The 22808-nt window shown below is 43.9% G+C and carries 20 protein-coding genes; 5 read left to right on the top strand and 15 right to left on the bottom strand.

Going from position 1 to position 22808, the window contains the following annotated elements:
- Positions 1–60: 60 nt before the first annotated feature.
- Both EO131_RS10225 and rpsO read right to left on the bottom strand, forming a co-directional pair.
- Entirely contained in the window at positions 61–2298 is a 2238-nt protein-coding gene (locus EO131_RS10225) for a polyribonucleotide nucleotidyltransferase (RefSeq protein ID WP_127021530.1), read from the bottom strand.
- A 218-nt stretch (positions 2299–2516) separates the two neighbouring features.
- Positions 2517–2786, bottom strand: coding sequence for a 30S ribosomal protein S15 (gene rpsO, locus EO131_RS10220; protein WP_119641935.1), 270 nt, complete (start codon positions 2784–2786; stop codon positions 2517–2519).
- A gap of 152 nt (positions 2787–2938) precedes the next feature.
- On the opposite strand from rpsO, the gene EO131_RS10215 reads away from it, so the two are divergent.
- Positions 2939–3817, top strand: a complete 879-nt coding sequence (locus EO131_RS10215; RefSeq protein ID WP_127021528.1) for a hypothetical protein — start codon at positions 2939–2941, stop codon at positions 3815–3817.
- A gap of 43 nt (positions 3818–3860) precedes the next feature.
- Here EO131_RS10215 and accD read toward each other — a convergent pair whose 3' ends face one another.
- The 3 genes from accD to tamL are packed head-to-tail and all read right to left on the bottom strand — an operon-like array spanning position 3861 to position 8456.
- Positions 3861–4721 carry an acetyl-CoA carboxylase, carboxyltransferase subunit beta gene (gene accD, locus EO131_RS10210; RefSeq protein ID WP_127021526.1) on the bottom strand — a complete coding sequence of 287 codons (861 nt, stop codon included), beginning with the start codon at positions 4719–4721 and terminating at the stop codon, positions 3861–3863.
- A gap of 28 nt (positions 4722–4749) precedes the next feature.
- On the bottom strand, positions 4750–5817 hold the full coding sequence (fbaA, locus tag EO131_RS10205) for a class II fructose-bisphosphate aldolase (RefSeq protein ID WP_127021524.1): 1068 nt from the start codon (positions 5815–5817) through the stop codon (positions 4750–4752).
- Positions 5818–5870: 53 nt separating this feature from the next.
- Positions 5871–8456: a translocation and assembly module lipoprotein TamL gene (tamL, locus tag EO131_RS10200; RefSeq protein ID WP_127021811.1), complete on the bottom strand. Its 2586-nt coding sequence runs from the start codon at positions 8454–8456 to the stop codon at positions 5871–5873.
- A gap of 24 nt (positions 8457–8480) precedes the next feature.
- Between tamL and EO131_RS10195 the strand changes: the two genes are divergently transcribed.
- Positions 8481–9197 carry a TrmH family RNA methyltransferase gene (locus EO131_RS10195; protein WP_127021522.1) on the top strand — a complete coding sequence of 239 codons (717 nt, stop codon included), beginning with the start codon at positions 8481–8483 and terminating at the stop codon, positions 9195–9197.
- Between the two features lie 76 nt (positions 9198–9273).
- On the opposite strand, the gene porT is transcribed toward EO131_RS10195, so the two are convergent.
- On the bottom strand, positions 9274–9972 hold the full coding sequence (gene porT / locus EO131_RS10190) for a type IX secretion/gliding motility protein PorT/SprT (protein WP_127021520.1): 699 nt from the start codon (positions 9970–9972) through the stop codon (positions 9274–9276).
- A 4-nt stretch (positions 9973–9976) separates the two neighbouring features.
- Complete coding sequence (ubiE, locus tag EO131_RS10185; protein WP_127021518.1) at positions 9977–10705, bottom strand: bifunctional demethylmenaquinone methyltransferase/2-methoxy-6-polyprenyl-1,4-benzoquinol methylase UbiE; 729 nt, start codon at positions 10703–10705, stop codon at positions 9977–9979.
- A 197-nt stretch (positions 10706–10902) separates the two neighbouring features.
- On the opposite strand from ubiE, the gene trkA reads away from it, so the two are divergent.
- Together trkA and EO131_RS10175 are read left to right on the top strand one after the other, a co-directional pair.
- A complete protein-coding gene (gene trkA / locus EO131_RS10180; protein ID WP_127021516.1) occupies positions 10903–12252 on the top strand; it encodes a Trk system potassium transporter TrkA in 1350 nt (449 codons plus the stop codon).
- The gene (locus EO131_RS10175) at positions 12252–13742 is read left to right on the top strand and encodes a TrkH family potassium uptake protein (RefSeq protein ID WP_127021514.1); all 1491 of its coding nucleotides are present in this window, start codon (positions 12252–12254) and stop codon (positions 13740–13742) included. The genes trkA and EO131_RS10175 overlap by 1 nt, the downstream gene beginning before the upstream one ends.
- Before the next feature lie 153 nt (positions 13743–13895).
- Here the strand turns inward: EO131_RS10175 and EO131_RS10170 are convergent, their stop codons facing one another.
- Together EO131_RS10170 and EO131_RS10165 are read right to left on the bottom strand one after the other, a co-directional pair.
- Positions 13896–15080, bottom strand: coding sequence for a pyridoxal phosphate-dependent aminotransferase (locus tag EO131_RS10170; protein ID WP_127021512.1), 1185 nt, complete (start codon positions 15078–15080; stop codon positions 13896–13898).
- A gap of 13 nt (positions 15081–15093) precedes the next feature.
- Entirely contained in the window at positions 15094–16197 is a 1104-nt protein-coding gene (locus EO131_RS10165; protein ID WP_127021510.1) for a fatty acid desaturase family protein, read from the bottom strand.
- Positions 16198–16313: 116 nt separating this feature from the next.
- On the opposite strand from EO131_RS10165, the gene rsmG reads away from it, so the two are divergent.
- The gene (rsmG, locus tag EO131_RS10160; protein ID WP_127021508.1) at positions 16314–16955 is read left to right on the top strand and encodes a 16S rRNA (guanine(527)-N(7))-methyltransferase RsmG; all 642 of its coding nucleotides are present in this window, start codon (positions 16314–16316) and stop codon (positions 16953–16955) included.
- On the opposite strand, the gene EO131_RS17400 is transcribed toward rsmG, so the two are convergent.
- The 6 genes from EO131_RS17400 to EO131_RS10135 form a co-directional block, all read right to left on the bottom strand.
- A complete protein-coding gene (locus EO131_RS17400; protein ID WP_262707786.1) occupies positions 16952–17074 on the bottom strand; it encodes a hypothetical protein in 123 nt (40 codons plus the stop codon). The two genes, rsmG and EO131_RS17400, sit on opposite strands and share 4 nt — an antisense overlap.
- Before the next feature lie 154 nt (positions 17075–17228).
- Positions 17229–17993, bottom strand: coding sequence for a creatininase family protein (locus EO131_RS10155; RefSeq protein WP_127021506.1), 765 nt, complete (start codon positions 17991–17993; stop codon positions 17229–17231).
- Positions 17994–18066: 73 nt separating this feature from the next.
- A complete protein-coding gene (gene pruA, locus EO131_RS10150; RefSeq protein WP_127021504.1) occupies positions 18067–19695 on the bottom strand; it encodes an L-glutamate gamma-semialdehyde dehydrogenase in 1629 nt (542 codons plus the stop codon).
- Between the two features lie 73 nt (positions 19696–19768).
- The gene (gene apaG / locus EO131_RS10145) at positions 19769–20155 is read right to left on the bottom strand and encodes a Co2+/Mg2+ efflux protein ApaG (protein WP_127021502.1); all 387 of its coding nucleotides are present in this window, start codon (positions 20153–20155) and stop codon (positions 19769–19771) included.
- Positions 20156–20158: 3 nt separating this feature from the next.
- A complete protein-coding gene (locus EO131_RS10140; protein ID WP_127021499.1) occupies positions 20159–21409 on the bottom strand; it encodes a DUF3667 domain-containing protein in 1251 nt (416 codons plus the stop codon).
- A gap of 28 nt (positions 21410–21437) precedes the next feature.
- Positions 21438–22682, bottom strand: a complete 1245-nt coding sequence (locus EO131_RS10135; protein ID WP_127021497.1) for a type IX secretion system plug protein — start codon at positions 22680–22682, stop codon at positions 21438–21440.
- Between the last annotated feature and the right edge of the window lie 126 nt (positions 22683–22808).

The following is a 22808-nucleotide window of genomic DNA, read 5'->3' as shown; positions in this document are numbered from 1 at the left end:
TTTTAAAAACAAAGACCCCGGGGAATTCCCGGGGCCTTCTATTCTATATTAAGGATTTGATTAATCCCTTCTTGGTTTTCTGTCGCGATCGCCACCTCGTCGGTCGCCACCTCGTCGGTCGCCACCTCTTCGGTCGCCACCTCTGTCATCTCTGGGAGGTCTCTCCTTGTAACCTTCTGGTTTAGGCAGCAAAGCCTTTCTGGAAACTTTTTCCTTTTTGGTCTTTGGATCGATACCGAAGTATTTCACATCAATAACGTCTCCCAAGTTCACCACGTCGGTTACATTTTCGGTACGTTCCCATGCCAATTCGGACACGTGAAGCAATACTTCATTTCCGGGAGCTTCCATATATTCGACTACGGCGCCAAAATCCAAGACTTTGATCACTTTTACCTCATATATACTACCCACTTCCGGCTTGAACATCAACGAATCGATTTTCTTCAATACCATGTCGATACCATCTTGATCGGTGCCCAAGATTTCCACGATACCTTCTTCGGTCTCTGGGTCTTCGTTGATCACAATCGTGGTCTTCGATTTTTTCTGAAGATCTTGGATCACCTCACCACCTTTACCGATCAAGGCTCCGATGAATTCACCAGGAATGATTTTGGTAATGATTTTTGGTGCATAGGATTTCACTTCTGGTCTTGGTTCGGCAATAGCATCGGTCAATTTTCCTAAAATGTGCATTCTTCCGTCCCTGGCCTGCTTCAAGGCATTTACCAGAATTTCGTAGGAAAGCCCTTTTACCTTGATGTCCATCTGACAAGCAGTGATACCATCGGCGGTACCGGTTACTTTAAAGTCCATATCGCCCAAGTGATCTTCATCACCCAAAATATCCGAAAGAACGGCATATTTGCCGGTTTCTGTATCGGTGATCAAGCCCATGGCTATACCGGAAACTGGTTTTTTCAATTGTACCCCGGCATCCATCAAGGCCATAGTACCGGCACAAACCGTTGCCATGGAAGAGGAACCGTTGGATTCCAATACTTCGGAAACCACACGAACGGTATAAGGACAATCCACAGGAATCATACCTTTTAGTGCACGTTGTGCCAAGTTACCGTGACCAACCTCTCTACGTGAAGTACCGCGAATAGGTCGCGCCTCACCAGTTGAGAAAGGAGGGAAGTTGTAATGCAAATAGAAAGTTTCTTCACCTTCGTACGATGGCATATCAATTTGGTTGGCCTCTCTGGACGTTCCCAACGTTACGGTTGCCAAAGCTTGGGTCTCACCACGTGTAAAAATGGAGGAACCGTGAACGGATGGCAAATAATCGATTTCGCACCAGATGGGGCGAATATCGGTTGTTTTACGACCGTCCAAACGAAGCCCTTCTTCCAAAGTCAGGTTACGAACAGCTTCTTTTTCGGCTTTGTGGTAATATTTGGAAACCAAACCTCCGATTTCTTCCAACTCTTCTTCAGAGAAAGATGCTTTGATTTCTTCCTTGATGGCAGCAAATGCTTCACTGCGCTCTTTTTTGGAAGAACCGGCTTTTGCCACGGCATATACCTTGTCGTAGGCCATGTCGTGGATCTTTTTCTTCAAGTCTTCATCTTCGGTCTCAGCCTCGTATTCCCTGGTTTCTTTTTTACCGAAAGCTTCGGCCAATTTCACCTGTGCGGCACATTGGACTTTAATGGCTTCGTGGGCAAATTTGATGGCTTCCACCATTTCCTCTTCGGAAATTTCACCCATTTCACCTTCCACCATCATCACAGAATCCTCAGAAGCACCGATTACCATATCGATGTCCGATTCTTTCAATTGTGACATGGTCGGGTTGATGATCAATTCACCGTTTACCCTACCGACACGCACTTCAGAAATTGGACATTCAAAAGGAATATCGGACAATTGAATGGCTGCAGAGGCGGCCAAACCTGCCATGGCATCTGGCATTACGTTTTCGTCGTGTGACATCAATTGGATCATCACCTGGGTTTCAGAGTGGTAATCCTTTGGGAACAAGGGGCGAAGTACCCTGTCCACCAAACGCATGGTCAAAACCTCACCATCACTGGGTCGGGCCTCACGTTTGAAGAATCCGCCTGGGTAACGCCCAGCAGCGGCAAATTTTTCGCGATAATCAACGGTAAGTGGCAAAAAGTCCACATCCGATGCTTGATAATTGGAGACAACTGTACATAGCAACATACATTTGCCTGATTGGACAACCACAGCACCATGGGCCTGCTTTGCCAATTTTCCGGTTTCGATGGAAATCTCCCTACCGTCACCGAGGTCAATGACCTCTTTAAAAGTTTTTGGAATCATAAAAATAATCTTACCCTGTCCAAACGGACACGGGTCGTTAAACATTTGGTCTACCGCCTTCCGGGCGGTCGGGTTGTGTTGTTGTTGTGTGTGCCTGGGGCACTGACCAATGAAAAACTATATGTAGCTTTTTGTGTTTGCCCAACTTTAGGGTCGGGACTTTTCGTTGGAGCCCGTCCAACTAAAACAAAGGGGAAGCTGATGCCTCCCCGTTGTCTTTATTTTCTGATACCCAATTCTTTGATCAAAGAACGGTATTTTTCAATATCCTTGTTTTTAAGGTAATCCAAAAGACTACGTCTTTTACCTACCAATCGAACCAAAGAACGCTCTGTGTTGTAGTCCTTGTGGTTTCTTTTAAGGTGTTCTGTCAAGTGGTTGATACGGTGTGTGAACAAAGCGATCTGTCCTTCCGTAGAACCGGTGTTGCCTTCTGAGCCGCCGTGTTTCTTGAAAATCTCGGCCTTTACTTCTTTGGTTAAATACATTCCAATATTATTTAAATGATTTTTATGTATTGATTGACCTTCAATCAGCGTGCAAAGATAATCTCTTTTTTTGAAACTACGAATTTTAAGAAGAAATTAAACCTTTTCACAAAGCCATGGTCATAGAGGCAAACCCTTTAAATTCAATCAATATGAAAAAGAATCTTAGACCTTTGTTTCAAAACATGGCCATCATCATGGCTGGAAGCTTGCTATTGACTATTGTTTCCTGTAACAAGGATACCTCAACCGAAACGGAAGAACTTACTGCTACCGAAGTCATATCGGCAACTGAGTTAAAGTACAGTGATGAGACTGAAATGATTTCAGAGGAAATTTCCACCTTGGCTGAAGATGTATTTGCATCCGATGAGATTTCCAGTACTGCCAAATCCGATTACCACTCCGATTATTTACCGGATTGCGTTACCGTCACCGTAGTTCTAACGGATACCACCAAAGAAGTGACCCTTGATTTTGGTGAAGGTTGTGAATTGCGAAATGGAAACCTTGTTGCGGGTTTGGTACACCTGAGTTATGCCAAGGATTTTGAAGCAGCAACCAATACCATTGAACTTAATCTTGAGGGTTTTATGTTCAATGGCGTTGCCGTGGAAGGGTCGTCCAGCATTGTTCGCGTGCGCAGCAATGAAAATGGGAATCCGCAGGGAACGGCAAACGCCAACTTTACGGCCACTTGGCCTGATGGGGCTACCGCTTCCTTTTCGGGAACCCGAACCCGTGAATGGATAGAAGGCTTCGGCACCGGCTTTTGGGGCGACAATGTATTCTTGATTACCGGTAAGCGTACCTATGTGAGCCGAGCGGGCAATGAATTTGTGAAAGAAGTAACTACACCATTGCGCAGGGAGATGTCGTGTCGATTTATTGTTAGCGGTGTTCTTGAAATCTCTAGACTGGGCAATACGGTTAGTTTGGATTTTGGGGACGGCACCTGTGATGCAAAAGGCACCTTGACCTATCCAGATGGAACCCAAGAAGAAATTTTTCTTCGAAGATTTATGAATTAGTTATGGATTGGAAAGAAAAAAGCCCCGACAACCGGGGCTTTTTTTATGTTCTTAAAGGCTGATTGGTAATCAGGTCAATATATTGATTGACCTTCTTTTTCAGTTCGCTTCGGTGCGCGATGAAATCCAAAAAGCCGTGCTCTTTTAGAAATTCTGCGGTTTGGAAACCTTCAGGTAAATCTTTTCCCGTAGTATCCTTTACCACTCTAGGTCCCGCAAATCCGATTAAAGCACCTGGTTCGGCAATATTGATGTCGCCCAACATGGCATACGATGCTGTGGTTCCCCCAGTGGTGGGATCGGTACATAAAGAAATGTAGGGGATTTGTGCTTCGGCCAATTGTGCCAATTTAGCCGATGTTTTAGCCAATTGCATCAATGACAGAGCCGCTTCCATCATACGGGCACCCCCCGATTTGGAAATCATCAAAAAGGGCAACTTTTTCTTTTTGGCCACGTCTATGGCACGGGCGATTTTTTCACCGACCACACTTCCCATAGATCCCCCGATAAAGGCAAAATCCATACAGGCAACAACAATTTCCTTGCCCATGGATTTACCCACAGCCGTTCTTACCGCATCTTTCAACCCGGTTTTTTGCTCGGCGGCCTTAAGTCTGTCCGAATACTTTTTGGTATCTACAAACTTCAACGGGTCTTTAGACGTCATATTGGCATCAAGTTCCTTGAACTTGTTGTCATCAAATAAGATCTCAAAATATTCCTTGCTTCCGATTCGAACGTGGTAATCATCCTCGGGACTTACGTAAAAGTTTTTGGCCAAATCCTCGGCCTCTACGATTTTTCCTGTGGGAGATTTATACCAAAGGCCCTTCGGGGTGTCCTTTTTTTCTTCCGTTAAGGTCTGTATTCCTTTTTCCTTTCTTTTAAACCAAGACGACATGCAATCAATAATTTAGTTAAACGAAGGGTTACAGTGTATTCACGTTATTAAGGTCTTCAAAAGCTTGCTTCAAGCGAGCGATAAAGGTTTTTTCACCTTCTCGTAGCCAAACCCTTGGATCGTAGTATTTTTTGTTCGGCTGGTCGTCGCCTTCTGGATTTCCAATCTGGGCTTGCAAATAAGCGGATTTTCCTTGGATGTAATCCCTTACTCCTTCCAAAAATGCGTATTGCAAATCGGTGTCGATGTTCATTTTGATCACACCATAGCCAATAGCCTCCCTAATTTCTTCTACTGTAGAACCAGAACCACCATGGAATACAAAATCGATATGGTTGTGCTCCACACCGTATTTTTCAGAAATATATTCCTGTGAATTTTTTAGGATTTTCGGGGTCAATTTTACGTTACCTGGTTTGTAAACCCCATGTACGTTACCAAATGCAGCTGCAATGGTAAACCTGTGGCTTACTTTGGAAAGTTCCTCATAAGCATAGGCAACTTCTTCTGGTTGGGTATACAATTTGGAGTCGTCCACATCGGAGTTGTCCACACCATCTTCCTCACCTCCGGTTATTCCCAATTCAATCTCGAGGGTCATGCCCATTTTGCTCATGCGCTCCAAATAGCCTTTGCAAATTTCGATGTTCTCTTCCAAAGGTTCCTCGGAAAGATCGATCATGTGGGAGCTGAACAACGGTTTTCCCGTGGCTTTGAAATGGGCTTCACTGGCATCCAACAAGCCATCGATCCATGGCAACAATTTTTTGGCGCAGTGGTCGGTGTGCAAAATTACGGTAGCGCCATAGGCCTCGGCCAATTGGTGCACGTGTTTGGCTCCTGCGATTCCACCTAAAATGGCTGCTTTTTGTCCGTCGTTGGATAACCCTTTACCTGCGTTGAACTGTGCACCTCCGTTGGAAAATTGAATGATAACGGGTGAGTTCAAGTTAGCTGCGGTTTCCATTACCGCATTGATGCTATCCGATCCGATCACATTGACTGCTGGCAATGCATAACCATTTTCTTTGGCATGTTTAAAAATTGCCTGTACTTCGTCACCGGTGGCGACACCTGGCTTAATATTGTGGGACATAGTTATGTTGGTTTCGAGTTAAAATAGGAAACAAAAGTAATAAAATATTTGCTCTAGAATGGATAATTGATCCCGATGTTAAATACAGCGTTCTTAAAGCTATAGCCATCAAACCAGCGATCGGAACCCACTTTGGCGGGATTGTAGGTTTTGAAGCCGACATCCAATCGGAACACAAAATAGGTGAAATCGTATCGTAGTCCAAGCCCGGTTCCCAAAGCAATATCGGAAAGGGATGAAAATCCGGTAAAAATGGCATCTGGGTTATTTTCGTTGTCGAAAACGTTCCAAATGTTGCCTGCATCGGCAAAGAGTGCCCCTTTTACATCCCCTGCAATGGGAAAACGGTATTCCAGGTTAAAGGACATTTTTAAATTGGCTTCGTTAAAGTCATTGATGTTGTCCGTTCTTCCAGGACCCAATTCATAGGCGTTCCAAGCCCGGTTGTCGTTGGAACCACCGGCAAAGTAACTGCGCACAAACGGAATACTGTTGGAGTTGCCATAGGGTACGGCCAGTCCCAAAAAGCTGCGGAAAGCCAGCACTTGCGAACCGCCAATATCCCAATGGCGGATAAAATCAAATTCGGATTTTACATATTGGGAGAAAGGCACTCCAAACACCAACGATTGGCCGTTATCATTTTTATTGTAAGGAACCGCATTGGCAATAAGTGCTAGCATGCCTCCCGCACTTTCCAATTTGATGCGGTATTGGTAAAAGTCGTTGTCGTTGATGCCGGCCTTGCTGTTTTTGGTGTGGGTGAAATTGGTGGCAAAAATGAGGTTGTTCTCGGTCAAGCGGATCCTGCGTTCTTCAATGCTGTTTACCTCGTCCAATTCATCCGAAGTTACGGGAATAGATCCATTGCGTACGGCCTGTACAAACTCATTGGCACCATCAGGAATATTCAAAGTAGGTTCTTCGCCATCCTCCACTGGATTAAAATAGGAAGCGTATTGGGGATCGTCCTGAAATTGGTCGGCAATACCATCGAGGTTGGAAAATGTATTGCGGTAAACGTTATAAAAATTGTTTGGGTTTACATTGCGTACAAACTCCACGTTCAACAGCTCGATATTGTTTTTCAAACGTTCAGATGGGGACCAGTTATAGGATAATATGGTATTGAGCGATTGCTTGTCCAATCCAATGTTCTTTTGAAAATTGGTCCCCACCAAAAGCCGACTTTGCGGTAACATGTAGTAGGGAATGATCTTCTCGGTGTTGAAAGGCAACCAAATTCTAGGAAAGGTAATGTTGATATCCCCCCCGAGTTCAGAGGTAAACGTTTCATTGGAGATGGTGGCATCGCTCAACAAACCTACAGATCCCCGTGCAGAAACGTTCAAGGTTTCCGCTCCTCCAAATACGTTTCTGGTAATTACCGAGGCACTAAAGGCCGTTCCCACCTGTTGGATGTTGGAATGGGTCACATCAAAGTTCAGGTTCAGCGAAAACTTCTTTTTGGCTGCCAAATAAATATTGGAGACCAGTTGCGTTTGCGTAGAATCCGGAATAAACTCGATGTTGGGATATTTAAAGGTGTTGAGGTTGGTGATCTGTCGGTACGTTCGGATTCGGTCAATGTCACGGTACACACTGTCTTTCTCAAAAAATATGGCATCGGTCAATGCTTTTGGCCGATAACGCAGTTCATTGGCGTAGTGAATGATGTAATTGTCATGCACCAATGTCTTTAGGGAGTCCGAATCTCCTGAAATGTCGTAATCCGCATAAATATTGATTTCCTTCAAGCGAGCGACCCGGTAGGGATTGTTGGTGTCGGTACTATCGGTGGCACTTCGGAATTTTTTGATGTTCAATATGGCATCCAACAATTTTTCGGATGAGGTGATGGTCGTATCTCCTTCAATGTCAAAATAAATGGAACTCTCCTGAAAATTGTAGACCCCGGAATTTCGGAAAAGAGTGGTCAGTCTTTCCCGCTCCTGGGTGAATTTTTGAAGATCGAACGTTTCACCTTTCTGCACATAGCTCTGCTTGGCGGACACATCGTAAATGGAATCCAACTCTGGTGAGGAAATGTTCTTTTGTACCGTATCAATAATATACGGTTCATTTAGGGTAAGGTTATAATCGACCTTGGCCCTCTTTTTACGATTGCTTTCCACGATTTCAAAAGACCCTCTGTTGTTGAAATAGCCCTTGCTGTTGTAATAGGCCTTCATCCGATTTAGGGATTTGTGGGTCAGTGAAGTGTCAATGATCACCGGAGGTTCCCCGATTCGTTCTAAAAAGGCACTGGCGCCTTTAACAATAAAAGATTCTTGAAGCCGGTTCACCTGTTTTTTTGAAAGGAGATTGTTGAGGCGTTTTTCCCGTTTCTCTTTTCGGTGCAACCAATCCTGAAAGGAGGAATCTGGATTCTCCTTGGCCATGTTATAAAGGTTCAAACGTAGAGGATACCCTAGCACACTGCTGTTGGGCTTTTGATCGATAAGTCCCTTGATTTCGCCGTCGGTTACCTTTTCGTCATCAATGTAAATGGAGTTTTTGGTAAGCAGTAATTCATCATCGCCTACCTTTTTAAGCGTATTGCATCCTGCCATGCTGAACATAAGCAACAATAATCCTATTTTTGCCCTGTTGCACATTGGACGTGAAAAACCCCTCATAGACGCCAAAAATAAACGATTTAGATGGTTACAAAAAACCAAATTAAACTAGTTGTAAACCTAAAGCAAAAAAAGTACCGATCTCAACATGGATTGTTTGTTGTAGAAGGGGAAAAAGTGGTGAGGGAGTTGTTGGCGGCAAAGTTGAAGGTCCAGAGGTTGTATGTGGACTCACCCGAAAAAATTGAAATTTTTCCGGAGGCCGAGGTGGTAGGGGCGTCCCAGTTGAAACAGATGAGCAGTTTAAAACAGCCCAATGGTGTTTTGGGCGTTTTTCGAATGCCCACTGCCGAAATGCAAACCGAATCGGATTGGGTTTTGGTGCTGGATGCGGTACGCGATCCTGGAAACTTGGGTACGATTATCCGATTGTGCGATTGGTTCAATATCAAACAATTGGTTTGTTCTCCGGACACTGTGGACTGCTATAATCCCAAAGTGTTGCAGGCCACCATGGGTTCCATTGCAAGGGTGCAGATTTTGTATACCGATTTGAAAACCTATTTGGCGGATAGCGAGCGACCCATTTTTGGGGCGTTCATGGATGGTACTTCTGTTTATACAGAAAAGCTGCCCAAAAATGGCATTTTGGTCATGGGCAATGAAGCCAACGGTATTTCCGAAGCTGTGGAAGCCTTGATCACGAAACGCATTGCCATTCCGCAATTCGGCAATCAATCCACCGAAAGTTTGAATGTGGCCACTGCAACGGCTATACTCTTGAGTGAAATAAAGAGGTGATCGGACGTTTCGTCAGTTGGATTTTTTGATAGTCTGCCTCGAAGACATCCAGAAGTCAAAAATGCAATAATCTAGTTTATTCAAACGTAAAATTGATGAAGATGCCTCGTGTGCGCATGGCATTGATGTTTCCGGTCCAGGGACTATTGGGGTTGTTGTCAGGTACCAATTCGTCGGTTAACGCAAAAACACCTCTAATGGAAGGGGTGAACTTAAAGTATTCGGTATAAAAATCGATGCCGAAGCCCAATTCATAACCATACACATTTTTCTTCATCCGAAATTGGCCACTGCTATTGTCGTCCAAACTATCTTCATTGCTTCCCAGGTTCATGGAGGTGTACAAGCCGCCCACGATAAAAGGTTTCCAGTTGCCAATTCTTCGTGTACTGGCTTTCAATAAAAGGGGGAAACGGATATAGGTGGAACGTACTTCCCTTATGGCATCCTGTGGTGTTGTAAAACCTGGAAAGCCCAATGTACGGGAAGTATACAGCAATCCCGGTTCGAAACGGGCATCCAAAAATTCATTGATGCGAAGTTCCCCGATCAACCCCACATTAAAACCAATAGACTTGTCGACCAAAATATCGCGGCCAATGTCGTTTTTGTATTCAAATTGGAAATCGTATTGGTTGAAACCCAGATAATACCCCCAATTCAAAAACTTTTTATCTTCATTCTGAAGGTTGAGAATGGGTTCTCTGCCAAATTGGGCATCGACTTGTGGACATGCCATAACAAGCAGTCCAAATAGGATCAGGGCATTTTTCATTAAACTATTTTGTGGCGACATAAATGGTGGCTACACCCATGGTCTGGGGTTTGTTCTCTACTCCTATAAACCCAATTTTGTCCAAAATATTGTTGAAAGCCTCTCCATGTGGAAAAACAGAGGCAGATTCACTCAAATACGAATAGGCGGAACGATCTTTTGAAAGGAGTTTTCCAATGGCAGGCATTATATGCCGGGTATAGACACGATACCCTTGTTTGAAAGGTGTTTTGGTCGGCACCGAAGTTTCCAAAACCAGAAAATGGCCACTTGGCTTCAATACCCGATAGATTTCTTGGAGGCCTTTTTCTAGGTTTTCAAAATTACGGACACCGAATGCCACGGTAACCGCATCAAAAGTGTCGTCTTCAAAAGGGAGGTTTTCACTATCGCCCACTACCATTTCAATGGTATCCTGAAACTTTTTTTTGGCTACTTTTTGCTTGCCCACTTCCAGCATGCCGGGCGAAAGGTCCAGTCCTACAATTTTTTTGGCTCCTGTGCCAATCATGGCGATGGCAAGATCGCCAGTTCCTGTTGCAATGTCCAGAATGGATTCAGGGTTTTTATCGGCAAGGAAGGCAACAATTTTTTTTCGCCATTTTACATCCGTGCCAAATGATATGACCCTATTGAGTCCATCATAACTGCCCGAAATATTGTCGAACATTTGTTTTACCTGCTCCTTTTTGCCAAGCTCCGATTCCTTATAGGGCATTACTTTCTTAGACATCTCTAACTTTTGCTGGCAAATATACAACTTACCCATATGGCAGGTGGACAAAAATATTTGTGTAATTTTGCCCTTTAAATGGGAAAAACTTTTCCTTATTTACTTAATTGTATGTCAATTAGACTACGTTTGCATTTCTATTTTTCGTTTATACCGAACAAATTGGTATTTTTTGGAAACACATCTTTTTATTATCAATGAAGATCATTATTGCTGGAGCTGGTGAGGTAGGGTTTCATTTGGCAAAACTATTGTCCTATGAGGCGCAAGATATTACGTTGATCGATACGGATAAGGAACGGTTGTCCTATGCGGATAATCATCTGGATATTCGAGTGCTGCGTGGGGATGCAACTTCCATTCAGGTGTTGCAGGATGCCCGGGTCGACAGTTCCGATCTGGTAATCGGGGTTACGGCTTCCGAGACCACCAACCTTACACTTTGTGTATTGGCCAAGCAATTGGGGTGCAAACGAACCATGGCCCGTATATCCAATACGGAATTCATGGATAATCGCGAACTCATCAAGTTTGAAGAACTCGGTATCGATGAATTGATTTCTCCTGAACGATTGGCGGCCATGGAAATTCAGCTGATGTTGAACCAGTCCGCATTTAACGATACGTATGAATTTGAGGGAGGGGTCCTTACTATGTTCGGTGTCATTCTTCCCAAAACAGCCCCTTTTGTGGGCAAAATGGTGAAAGAGGCCGCTCGTATTTTCCCCGAGCTGCACTTTATGCCCATAGCCCTTCAACGAACCGGTACCCAATTTACCTTGATACCCAGAGGGGATACCATTTTTAAGGAAGGGGACCAAGTCTATTTCATTACCTCGGACAAAGGGGTGGAGGAGTTGTACAAACTCACCGGCATGCAAAAGCAAGAGATCAAGAATGTGATGATCTTGGGCGGAAGTAAGGTAGGTTTCAAGACCGCGAGGGATCTATGTGCCAAAAAATTCAATGTTAAACTTATTGAGAAGGACAAGGAAAAGGCCTTCGATATTGCGGATGAACTGCCCCACGCCCTTGTAATCAATGGTGATGGTAGAAATGTGGAACTCTTGGAAGAAGAAAGCTTGGATTCCATGGATGCCTTTATTGCCGTGACCGGAAATTCCGAAACCAATATCATGTCTTGCCTGGTGGCCAAGAACAAACGTATCAAGAAAACAATTGCCTTGGTAGAGAATATGGATTACTTCCAGTTATCCCATTCCATTGGCGTGGATACATTGATCAATAAAAAATTGTTGGCGGCCAACAGCATCTTCCGTTACATTCGAAAAGGGGAAGTGTTGGCTCTTACCCGATTGAACAACTTGAATGCCGAAATCCTTGAGTTTGAGGTAAAGGCCACTTCTTTGGTGAACGGGGAGATCATCCGGGAATTGAATTTTCCAAGGGAAGCCAGTATTGGTGGTGTGATCCGTAACGGGGAAGGCATTATTGCATTGGGTGATTTCAGGATCAAGGAAGGTGACCGCGTGGTGGTCTGTTGCCTGCCCAAGGCCATTCCTAGGATTGAAAAGCTGTTCCTGTAATGAGACTGAATACCCGCATCATTATCCACATTATGGGACTGTTGTTGCTTTGCAATGGTTCATTTATGTTGTTGGCCGCTTTTGCCAGTGGCATTTATAAGGATGGTGCTACATTGGATATTACATTGGCTGCCATTGTTACCATGTTATTTGGAATCATGGCCATGTTCTATACCCGTGGCCATAAAAAAGAAGTAAAACGAAAGGAAGGTTACATTGTAGTGACCTTCGGGTGGATCGTGATGTCCCTTTCAGGTATGTTGCCCTATTTGTTTTCTGGAGCGATACCTTCCATTACCGATGCTTTTTTTGAGACTATTTCAGGATATACCACAACAGGTGCATCCATTTTGGACGATATTGAGTCGTTGCCCAAGGGGGTATTGCTTTGGCGCAGCCTCACCCATTGGATAGGAGGGATGGGAATTATTGTCTTGGCTATCGCCATTTTACCACTTTTGGGGATTGGGGGAATGCAGTTGTTTGCTGCTGAAGCACCCGGACCTGGCGGTGACAAACTCCATCCGAGGATTACGGATACCGCTAAACGACTTTGGTTGATCTATGTGGGTTATACCATTTTGGAAACCATTTTGTTGAACTTGGCAGGCATGACCTTTTTTGATGCCATCAACCACTCACTCGCAACGATGTCCACAGGTGGTTTCTCCACGAAAAATGCAAGTTTGGCCTATTGGAACAATCAACCTGTGATTCAATACATTGTGATTGTGTTCATGTTTTTGGCAGGGAGCAATTTTGTATTGAGCTATTTCGCATTGACCGGAAAGGTACAGCGCATTATCAAGGATGAAGAGTTCAAATACTATTTCTTTTTCATTTTCATTTTTACCATTGTCGCTGCCCTGGTCGTTTATTTTGAGGCCAATGTACCTGTTTCCGATTTTCATCCCATGGTTTGGGGAGAGGCGGAAAGTGCCTTTCGGCATTCACTTTTTCAAGTACTCACAGTCATTACGACCACAGGCTTTGTAACAGCAGATTTTACCTCTTGGACCCCATTTTTAACGGTTTTCTTCTTTGGACTCATGTTTCTTGGTGGTTCTGCCGGTTCCACTGCAGGGGGTATTAAGGTGATGCGGCACATCCTGATTATAAAGAATGGAATTCTGGAATTTATGAGAACCCTGCATCCAAACGCCGTTATCCCAGTGCGATATAACCAGAAAACAGTAACGGAACATATTGTGTACAACGTTATCGCTTTCTTTGTGCTGTACATGTTGCTGTTTATTATTGGGGCTTTGGTCCTTGGTTTCCTTGGCTTGGATTTTGAATCGGCCGTCGGTGGATCGGCATCCTCTTTGGGAAATGTTGGGCCAGCCTTTGGTAGTTTGAATCCGGTGAGCAATTACAACAGTTTGCCAGCTGCCGGTAAATGGTGGTGCGGTTTTCTCATGTTATTGGGTCGTTTGGAACTTTTTACCGTACTCATTGTGCTTACCCCGTATTTCTGGAAAAAGATATAAAAAAACCTCCTGAAGTTTTCTCCAAGAGGTTTATAAAGTATTCATAGATTATTGTTGAGGTTTGCGTGTCACCCTGAACTAGTTTCAGGGGCCCACTAGTATTTTAACTAGTTTGATGGGATGCTGAATCGAGTTCAGCATGACACACCAATGTTAAACCGCTGCCTTGATCCTGGCAATCGCCTCCCGAAGTTCCTTTTCCGATGCGGCATAGGAAATTCGGATGCAATTTGGGTTTCCAAACGCTTCGCCTGTTACCGTGGCCACATTTGCGTGTTCCAAAAGATACAAAGCGAAATCAGACGCATTGTTGATGGTAACGCCGTTCAAGGTTTTTCCAAAGTAAGCTGAGATATCAGGGAAAACATAAAATGCCCCTTCAGGAACATTAAGGTTGAAGCCTTCTATTTCACCCAAAAGATCTAGAACGATATCCCTTCTTTTGTGGAATTCGTCAATCATGAATTGGATTTTACTCACGGGTGCTTCCAGAGCGGTGATCACAGCACGTTGGGCTATGGAATTTGCGCCACTGGTAACTTGACCCTGTAATTTGGTACATCCTTTGGCAATCCATTCCGGTGCCCCGATGTATCCAATTCGCCAACCTGTCATCGCAAAGGCTTTGGAAACACCATTTACGGTCACTGTTCTGTCGTACATGCCATCGATTCCGGCGATACTCACATGGCCACCTGCAAAATTGATGTGCTCATAGATTTCATCGGATACCACATAAATGTCTGGATGTTTTCTCAAAACAGCCGCAAGACCTTCCAGTTCTTCTTTGCTGTACACCGAACCGCTGGGGTTACAAGGTGAGCTGAACCAAATCATTCTAGTCTTTGGCGAAATGGCGGCCTCCAATTGGGCAGGTGTCATTTTGAAATCGGTGTCGATTCCGGTTGGAACTTCCACCGGAACACCCTCGGCCAATTTTACGATATCGCTATAGCTTACCCAATACGGTGCAGGTAAAATAACCTCGTCACCCGGATTCAGCACCACCATGGCCACATTGAACAAGGATTGTTTTGCACCTGTCGATACTACGATTTGGTTCAATCCGTACTCCAAACCGTTATCCCTTTTGAATTTAAGGGCAATGGCCTTTTTGAGTTCGGCGTAGCCGTCCACAGGGGTATAGCTGCTGTAATTTTCATCGATGGCCTGTTTGGCGGCCTCCTTTATAAAATCGGGAATGTTGAAGTCGGGTTCACCCAGACTCAATCCAATTATATCCTTTCCTTCGCTCTTCAGTTCCCTGGCTTTGGCAGCCATGGCCAACGTTGCTGACGTGGACATGTTCTTGATCCTGTCAGATAAATGGTTGCTCATCGGTTATGCTATTTTACTGGTATTGAAACGTGGGTTCCTTACCCAACTCCTTCAAATGTTTGAAGTGCGAAATTATAGCTTTTCGGGTAGTTTTATATTCGTGGTAGGGCAAATTGAACTCCCTCGCAGTCTGTTTCACAATTTTTGAAATTTTTGTGTAATGGATGTGACTGATGTTCGGGAAGATATGGTGTTCTACCTGATGATTTAAACCGCCGGTAAACCAGTTGACAATTTTGTTTTTGGTGCCAAAGTTTACGGTTGTGAACAGTTGGTGAATGGCCCAGGTGTTCTTCATATTGCCTTCCTCATCGGGAAGTGGCTGATCGGCATGGTCCACAATGTGCGCCAATTGGAACACAACGCTCAAAATCACGCCTGCAACGTAGTGCATTATAAAGAATCCAAGTAATACCTGCCACCATGCAATGTCGGCAAAAATCAAGGGCAATACGATCCAAATGGTGAGATAAAGGATTTTCGTAATCACCAACGTACTCCAATTGATAACAGGATTAGGAAGTTTACCGTAGCTCAATTTTCGTTTCATGTAGCGGTACATTTGCTGAAAATCGGTGGTAATGGCCCAGTTAAAAGTCAGCAATCCATATAGAAAAATGGAATAATAATGCTGGAACTTATGGTGTTTGCGCCATTCGGCATGTTTGGAAAACCGTAGGATCCTACCTGCTTCCATATCCTCATCGTGCTCATGGATATTGGTGTAGGTATGGTGCAGCACATTGTGCTGTACTTGCCAGTTGTACACGTTTCCGGCCAAAATGTAGATGCTGCTTCCCATGAGCTTGTTTACCCATTTTTTGTTGGAATAAGCGCCGTGGTTGCCATCGTGCATTACGTTCATGCCCACTCCGGCCATACCGATGCCCATGGTTACGGACAATAGCAAATAGGCCCAAAAGGGCAGGTTAAGGGTTAAGATTAAAAAATAAGGGGTCAAAAAAATGGCGAACATCACTATGGTTTTCAAGTGAAGTTTCCAGTTCCCGGTTTTTTTGAGATTGTTCTCGTTGAAGTAATCGTTTACACGCTTGTTCAGTGTCCTGAAAAATTGTGCTGAATCCTTTCTTGAAAACCGGATGGTACTCGTATTCATATAATAATTGTTTTTACAAAAATAGCCTTTTTAATCCGATGAGATCAAAAGGGTACTGTTAGAACGGTGTTAAGGTTACTAAAAGTATTAATTTTGCTAAAAATAGCATTACCGGAATGACTGCCGATCTGATCCAAAAATATTTTACGACGCTCACCGAGGAACAAAAGTCACATTTTAGGGCTTTGGAGGGGCTATATCAGGATTGGAACAAGAAGATCAATGTGGTTTCCAGAAAGGATATTGATGAGCTCTATCTCCGTCATGTGCTTCATTCACTGGGCATAGCCAAGATTCAGACATTTAATGAGGGCGCGTCTATTTTGGATGTGGGAACGGGTGGTGGTTTTCCAGGGATTCCGCTGGCCATTTTGTTCCCCAATGTGCATTTTACTTTGGTGGATGCCATTGGTAAAAAGATCAAGGTGGTTGAAGAAGTGGTGGAAGGCCTGAAATTGGAAAATATAACAGCCATTCATTCAAGAGTGGAGGATATTCCCGGTCAGTTCGATTTTATTGTGAGCAGGGCGGTAGCGGCCATGCCGACATTTGTACATTGGACCAAGGGCAAGATCAAACGGGACTCAGCGCATGCGCGTAAAAATGGGATTCTTTATTTAAAAGGGGGCGATCTTACCGAGGAACTAAAGGATTATGCCTCTGTACAGATTTTTGATCTCAAGGATTATTTTGAAGAGGATTTTTTCGAGACCAAAAAAGTAGTGTACCTGCCCCAGAAATCTAGGGCCAATTCCTAAATACTGTACATTCTTTTATAGACCAATCGGCATTTTCGAGCATAGTCTTTGGCATACAGCCATGCACGATCGTAGGATTGTACCAATTTTTTCCACCAAGCATATATTCTATCTTTCATAACGGGACATTTTATATGTTAAAGATAATCAGATTACATATAATTTACAATTACTTAACGTTAAATTTACATATAAATTGTGTTGGAGTGTACATTTTGCATTGGAAATCCCAATTAAAATGCCATTTGGATGGTGTTTTTGTGACCAAAGAATCTATTCGTACAGATTGTTCACATCAGTGCTGGCCAGCTCGCGGAACAATTGTGCCATGTTGTTGCAAATCACATTAAAAAAGGCTTTGCCCTTTTCTTCGGATGCTTTACTGGGATCGCCAACTCCAGTGTCGGTACTTATTTTGGACCAGGGTCTTTCGGTCCAGGCCCAACCTTCCGAAAAGGCCTTGATTTTATTTTTGAGTTCCTTGCCTGCGCCCCATTCGCTTCTGGGCAAAACCAATTCGGGAGCCAAATGTAAAATCATACTGGTTTCCATTTCATCGGCATGATCACCGGGATTTTCGAAAATCGTTTGCTTTTCAACCATTTTAAACCAATTCGTGGCACACAGGAACATATTCGGGAACAATAGTCCCAATTCCCGAACAATAGGTTGCCAATTATTGCCCCCATGACTGTTCAGGATCATGAATTTATGAATGCCCTGTCGGTCCAAAACGGTTATCAAATCTTTTAAAATGGCAAATTGGGTGCTGGGGTTCAGGTTCATGTCCAAATAAATATCGGATTGCCCGGTGTTGACCCCAAATGGAATGGTCGGCAGAACCACCACCTTACATCCTTTTTCCCAGGCCAAACGAGCCGATTCCGTTGCAATTGCTGTTGCTTCTATGTTATCCGTGGCATAGGGCAAGTGGTAGTTGTGGGCCTCCGTGGCCCCCCAGGGCAGTACGGCCAGATCAAACGATTCATCTTTTAAATGTTTCCAATTGGTTTCGGCCAAAATATAAGGTCTGGGCATAATCGATCAAGTTTAAAGGAAATAAAAAAGGCCATCAATTTTATTGATGGCCTTTAAATTAGGTATTTCCCGATTATCCCAAAAATGGATAACGATAATCTTCAGGGGTAACAAACGTTTCTTTGATCAACCTTGGTGAAACCCATCGCAATAGGTTTTGGGCAGAACCGGCTTTATCATTGGTTCCTGAGGCCCTGGCACCACCAAAAGGTTGTTGGCCCACGACTGCTCCCGTAGGTTTGTCGTTGATGTAGAAGTTACCTGCACAATCCTGTAGTGCTTTGGTGGCTTCTTCAATGGCATAGCGATCGGTTGAAAGTACTGCACCGGTTAAGGCATATTCCGAAGTGCCATCCACCAATTTCAAAGTCTCGCTCCAATCCTTGTCCTCATAAATATAAACGGTGACCACTGGACCGAACAATTCGGTACACATGGTCTCGTATTTTGGGTTGCTGGTCAAAATCACGGTAGGTTCCACAAAGTAGCCCACAGATTTATCGTAACCGCCCCCAACAATGATTTCAGCATCTTTGTCGGCCTTGGCTTGATCGATGTATTTTGCCAACTTATCGAACGAGCCCTCGTGGATCACCGCAGTGATAAAGTTGCTCATATCCTCCGGTGAACCGGGTTTATTGAAGGAAGTGACATCTGCTTTTACCAACTCCAGAATCTCATCGGCGGTCGATTTTGGAAGATACACCCGGGAAGCGGCACTACATTTTTGGCCTTGCAGTTCAAAAGCACCCCGAACAATGGCCGTGGCCACTTGTTTTGGTTTTGCCGATGGATGGGCGATGATAAAATCCTTTCCTCCTGTTTCCCCAACGATTCTTGGGTAGGTTTTATAATTATGGATGTTGTTTCCAATCTGTTTCCAAAGTTCCTTGAACACGAAAGTGGATCCTGTGAAGTGCAACCCGGAAAAATCAGGGCTGGAAAGTAGGGTTTCGGAAATCATTACCGGATCTCCCATAACCATATTGATCACACCATCGGGCAATCCGGCTTCTTTGAAGATATCCATGATCACTTTCGCAGAGAACACTTGGCTATCACTGGGTTTCCAAACCACCACATTGCCCATCATGGCTGCACTGGCAGGAAGATTTCCGGCGATGGCAGTAAAGTTAAATGGGGTAATGGCATAAATAAATCCTTCAAGGGGACGGTATTCCACCCGGTTCCAAATACCTTCTGAAGATTCTGGTTGTTCCCCATAGATCTGGGACATGAATTCCACATTGAACCTCAAGAAGTCGATCAACTCACAAGCTGCATCGATTTCGGCTTGGTGTATGGTTTTGGATTGTGCCATCATGGTGGCTGCGTTGATCTTGGCGCGGTAAGGACCTGCAATCAATTCGGCAGCTTTCAAGAACACGGCGGCACGTTGTTCCCATGGCAGGTTGGCCCATTGTTTACGGGCATCCAAGCAATTGGCAATGGCCATTTCCACATGTTTTTTATCGGCGGTATGGTAGTGTCCCACCACATGTTTGTGTTCGTGGGGAGGCGACATCGGTTTGGTGTTGCCTGTTTTAATCTCTTCGCTGCCGATGTAAAGGGGAACCTCTACTTGACCCTCGTAATAAGCCTTGTAGGCCTTCAACACTTCCTCGCGCTCAGGCGAGCCGGGTGCGTAGCTTTTTACGGGTTCGTTATATGCGGTTGGAACTTGAAAAAATCCTTTTCCCATGGTGAAGTTTTTTATGTGTTTTAAAATTCCACCAAAGGTAAGGAAACCTATATCGAATAGAAAATGATCGGTACTAGTTTATGGCAAAAGGAGCAGCAAACTTGAATGTGGGTATGTCCACTTCAAATTCTTCGGAGGTGGTAAAGTTTACCATTTCGTAATGCCCGTTCATGGCACCAATCGGTGATGCCAACAGGCAGCCCGAACTGTAGGTGTGCGATTTTCCGGGTTTGATCACAGGTTTTCTTCCGATTACCCCTTCACCATCTATGGTCTCCATCTCTTTGAGGGCATCAAATATATCCCAGTGCCTTGCTATAAGCTGAACAGTGTCCTTGCTTTGGTTTTCAATGGTGATGGTATAGCCAAAGGCATAGTGCATTTTATAGTTCTTAAAAAATGTACCCTCGAACGTGGTCTGGACCGAAACCTTTATTCCTTTTGTAACCTGTGTGAACATATGTTAGTTGTATATAAAGACACTTCCCGTGAACAATAACAGTACCATAAAGAAAGCCAAAATGGTAAAGATGGTGTTCAAAAAAATGTATTTCACAATCGTTTTAAAAAAACCTTGGCCATAGAACCGTTTCATGGCCATAAACAGATAAATACTGAAAAGGGTCACAAACAATCCCGCTGTGCTGGTATTGAAAATGGTATCCAACAGTAAGCTAAGGATGAGCAATATAAATAACAGGGATTGATTGTGAAAACTAAAAATAAGATGATCGGTGTAGGTATATTTATTTCTGATGTACACCAACCAAATAAAGATGGTGAACAACGGCATAAAGAAAAATATCACAAAGGGCAGCTTGGAAATGGTAGAGTTCAAAAAGCTGCTGGGCCGTTGGATGATGGTCAAAATGTTGTTGGAGGTGTTGAAGGCCATCTTGTTGGACAGGCTGCTTTTGATGTTATATTTTTCGCTCGCCTGTTCAAAATTGAACAAAGTGTCCTGTTTTATCATATGGATAAAGAATTCAACTTTGTTGGAAAAGGCCCCCATACCCGTTTCCTTGCTGATGCTGTCAAAGTATCCCTTGGGATTGGCAGCCATCAACGAATCCTTGTTGATTTTCTTCTTGGAATTCTTCACTTTGGAAATAGAATCCAAAACACCCAGTTGTTTGGCCACCTCAGGGTCGGAATTTTTAATGGAGTCAAATTTTTTGAGTCCAAAGGAAATACTAGGGTGCGACCGTTCAATGGAATCCAAGGACTGGAGTACATTCTCTGCCTGTTCCTTCATGCGCAAGCTGTCCACAATAACATCGCCGGAATTGATATCGTACGAAACAGGTCCACCTCCCGAAATGGTGCCATCAAACTTTTGGGCAGCCTTGTCGAGGTCTGCAAAGCGGTTGTTGAAGGTGAAAATAAGAAAGTAGATAAAGGCCAAACTCAACAAAAAGCGGAACGGATTGGTGTAGGCTATGCGCTTGCCTTCAATGTAGTCCCTGGTAATCGATCCCGGTCGCAATAAAAGGGCCGAAAGGGTCTTCAGCAACTTGGAGTCGTAGTTGATGAGACTGGAAAAAAATTCATCGAAGAAATCCTTCAATGTTAATTTTTTGGTGCTGTTGGCCTGGGAGCAATTAGGGCAATATCTATCACTGATGTCCAGTGGATGTCCACAGTTGAGACATTTGACACCCCTGAACTGAAGCTCATACCTGCCTTTGGTGATCAGCCCGCCCTTCTTTGACATGATTGGTTGGTTTTGTAGCTAAATATAATCAATTACTGATTGTTCTGGAATTGGTCGAGCCAATACCTATAATACTATCATACATGTCGCCAAAATTGCGATAGTAAACCAGGATCAGGTAGTTATTCTCTGTAAAATGGAAATTGCCGCTCACTAAATTGGGTTCTACGGTGCCATCGCCGTGTTCCATAACATATTTATAATTGTAAAAGCCCTGTTTCATGAGGAGGGAAACTTCAAACTTTCCGGTTTCCTCATTAAAGGTCATTCTGTTTTCATCGGTAAGGGCATAATTGTTGAACTTGCCGGTAACGTAGACCTGGCCAAGTCCAATGACGTTGGAGTAGGGCAGGCTAAAATGCACACGGGAATATTCGGCTTCCCTTGAAACATCATCACCTTGCATGGTGCGAATCACAAAATCACCATTGATGTCGGGGAAATAGGTGTAGGGCTTGTCGAACCGATATTCGTTGGTGAACAAATAGTGGTTGTACACTGGGCCAAATTCAACCCGCGATATGGCGAAGGTCGGCGAGCGAAGGTCCTTGGTGTCAAAATTCAAATATTCGTTGCCGCCAAAAAAGCTGGTTTCTTGATCATATTTATAGACCAATTCGGTGCCAATGGTAAATTGTGGCTTGATGTTGAACAAGGCCGTGGGCCAAAAATGATTTTGAAGGATGGCCACCTTGATCTCTTGCTTCGGGTTAATTACGGGAAAACGAGCGGTGTTTATGGTGAACTGTACCACTTGTTTTTCGTTCAGATAGTTGAAATCCCGGGAACGTTTGATCAATCCCCGAACCACCACTCTATCCTGATAGACCACAAAACGTCGGGAAAACTGCAGGTCCCCATAACTGTTATAGATTTCCAGGGCGTAGTTGCCACTCACCTTTAATCGAACATTTTCGTTGGGAATGGTAAGGCGATAGTTGGAATAGGGCTGTAGGGTGGTATAGCTGTTCTCGTAATCAATGATCCGTTGGTTGTCCACGCCGTCCAAAAACTGCGATTTCAATAATTGGGAAGGTGTCCAATCGTAATCAAAGTGAGCGATTTTGTAATAATAGTCCTGTTCGTTGGCCAAAAGGTCATCAAACTCCAAAGTAATGGTTTCACCCAATTGTATAACGGGAAACTGATCTTCTGTAGGCCCCCGAAAATTGATCGTTTTGATGTTTTCCGGTGGATTTACTTCCTCTTGCACCTGGGCCAGCGCCACTGAAGTGCAGCAAAAGAGTAAAAATTGTTTGATCAAATAACGCATTTGGGGCATTTATTTTGGGTAAAGGTAAACAAAAAGTGTGCCTAGTGAATTTACCTCGATATAATCCCAATTTTATGGATAATAATTATGAAAACAATCCTTTAAGTACTAAATTTGCGAGCGATT

The organism is Flagellimonas beolgyonensis (assembly GCF_003992615.1).
GTDB lineage: Bacteria > Bacteroidota > Bacteroidia > Flavobacteriales > Flavobacteriaceae > Flagellimonas > Flagellimonas beolgyonensis.
This window is presented reverse-complemented; position numbering and strand designations above follow the sequence as displayed.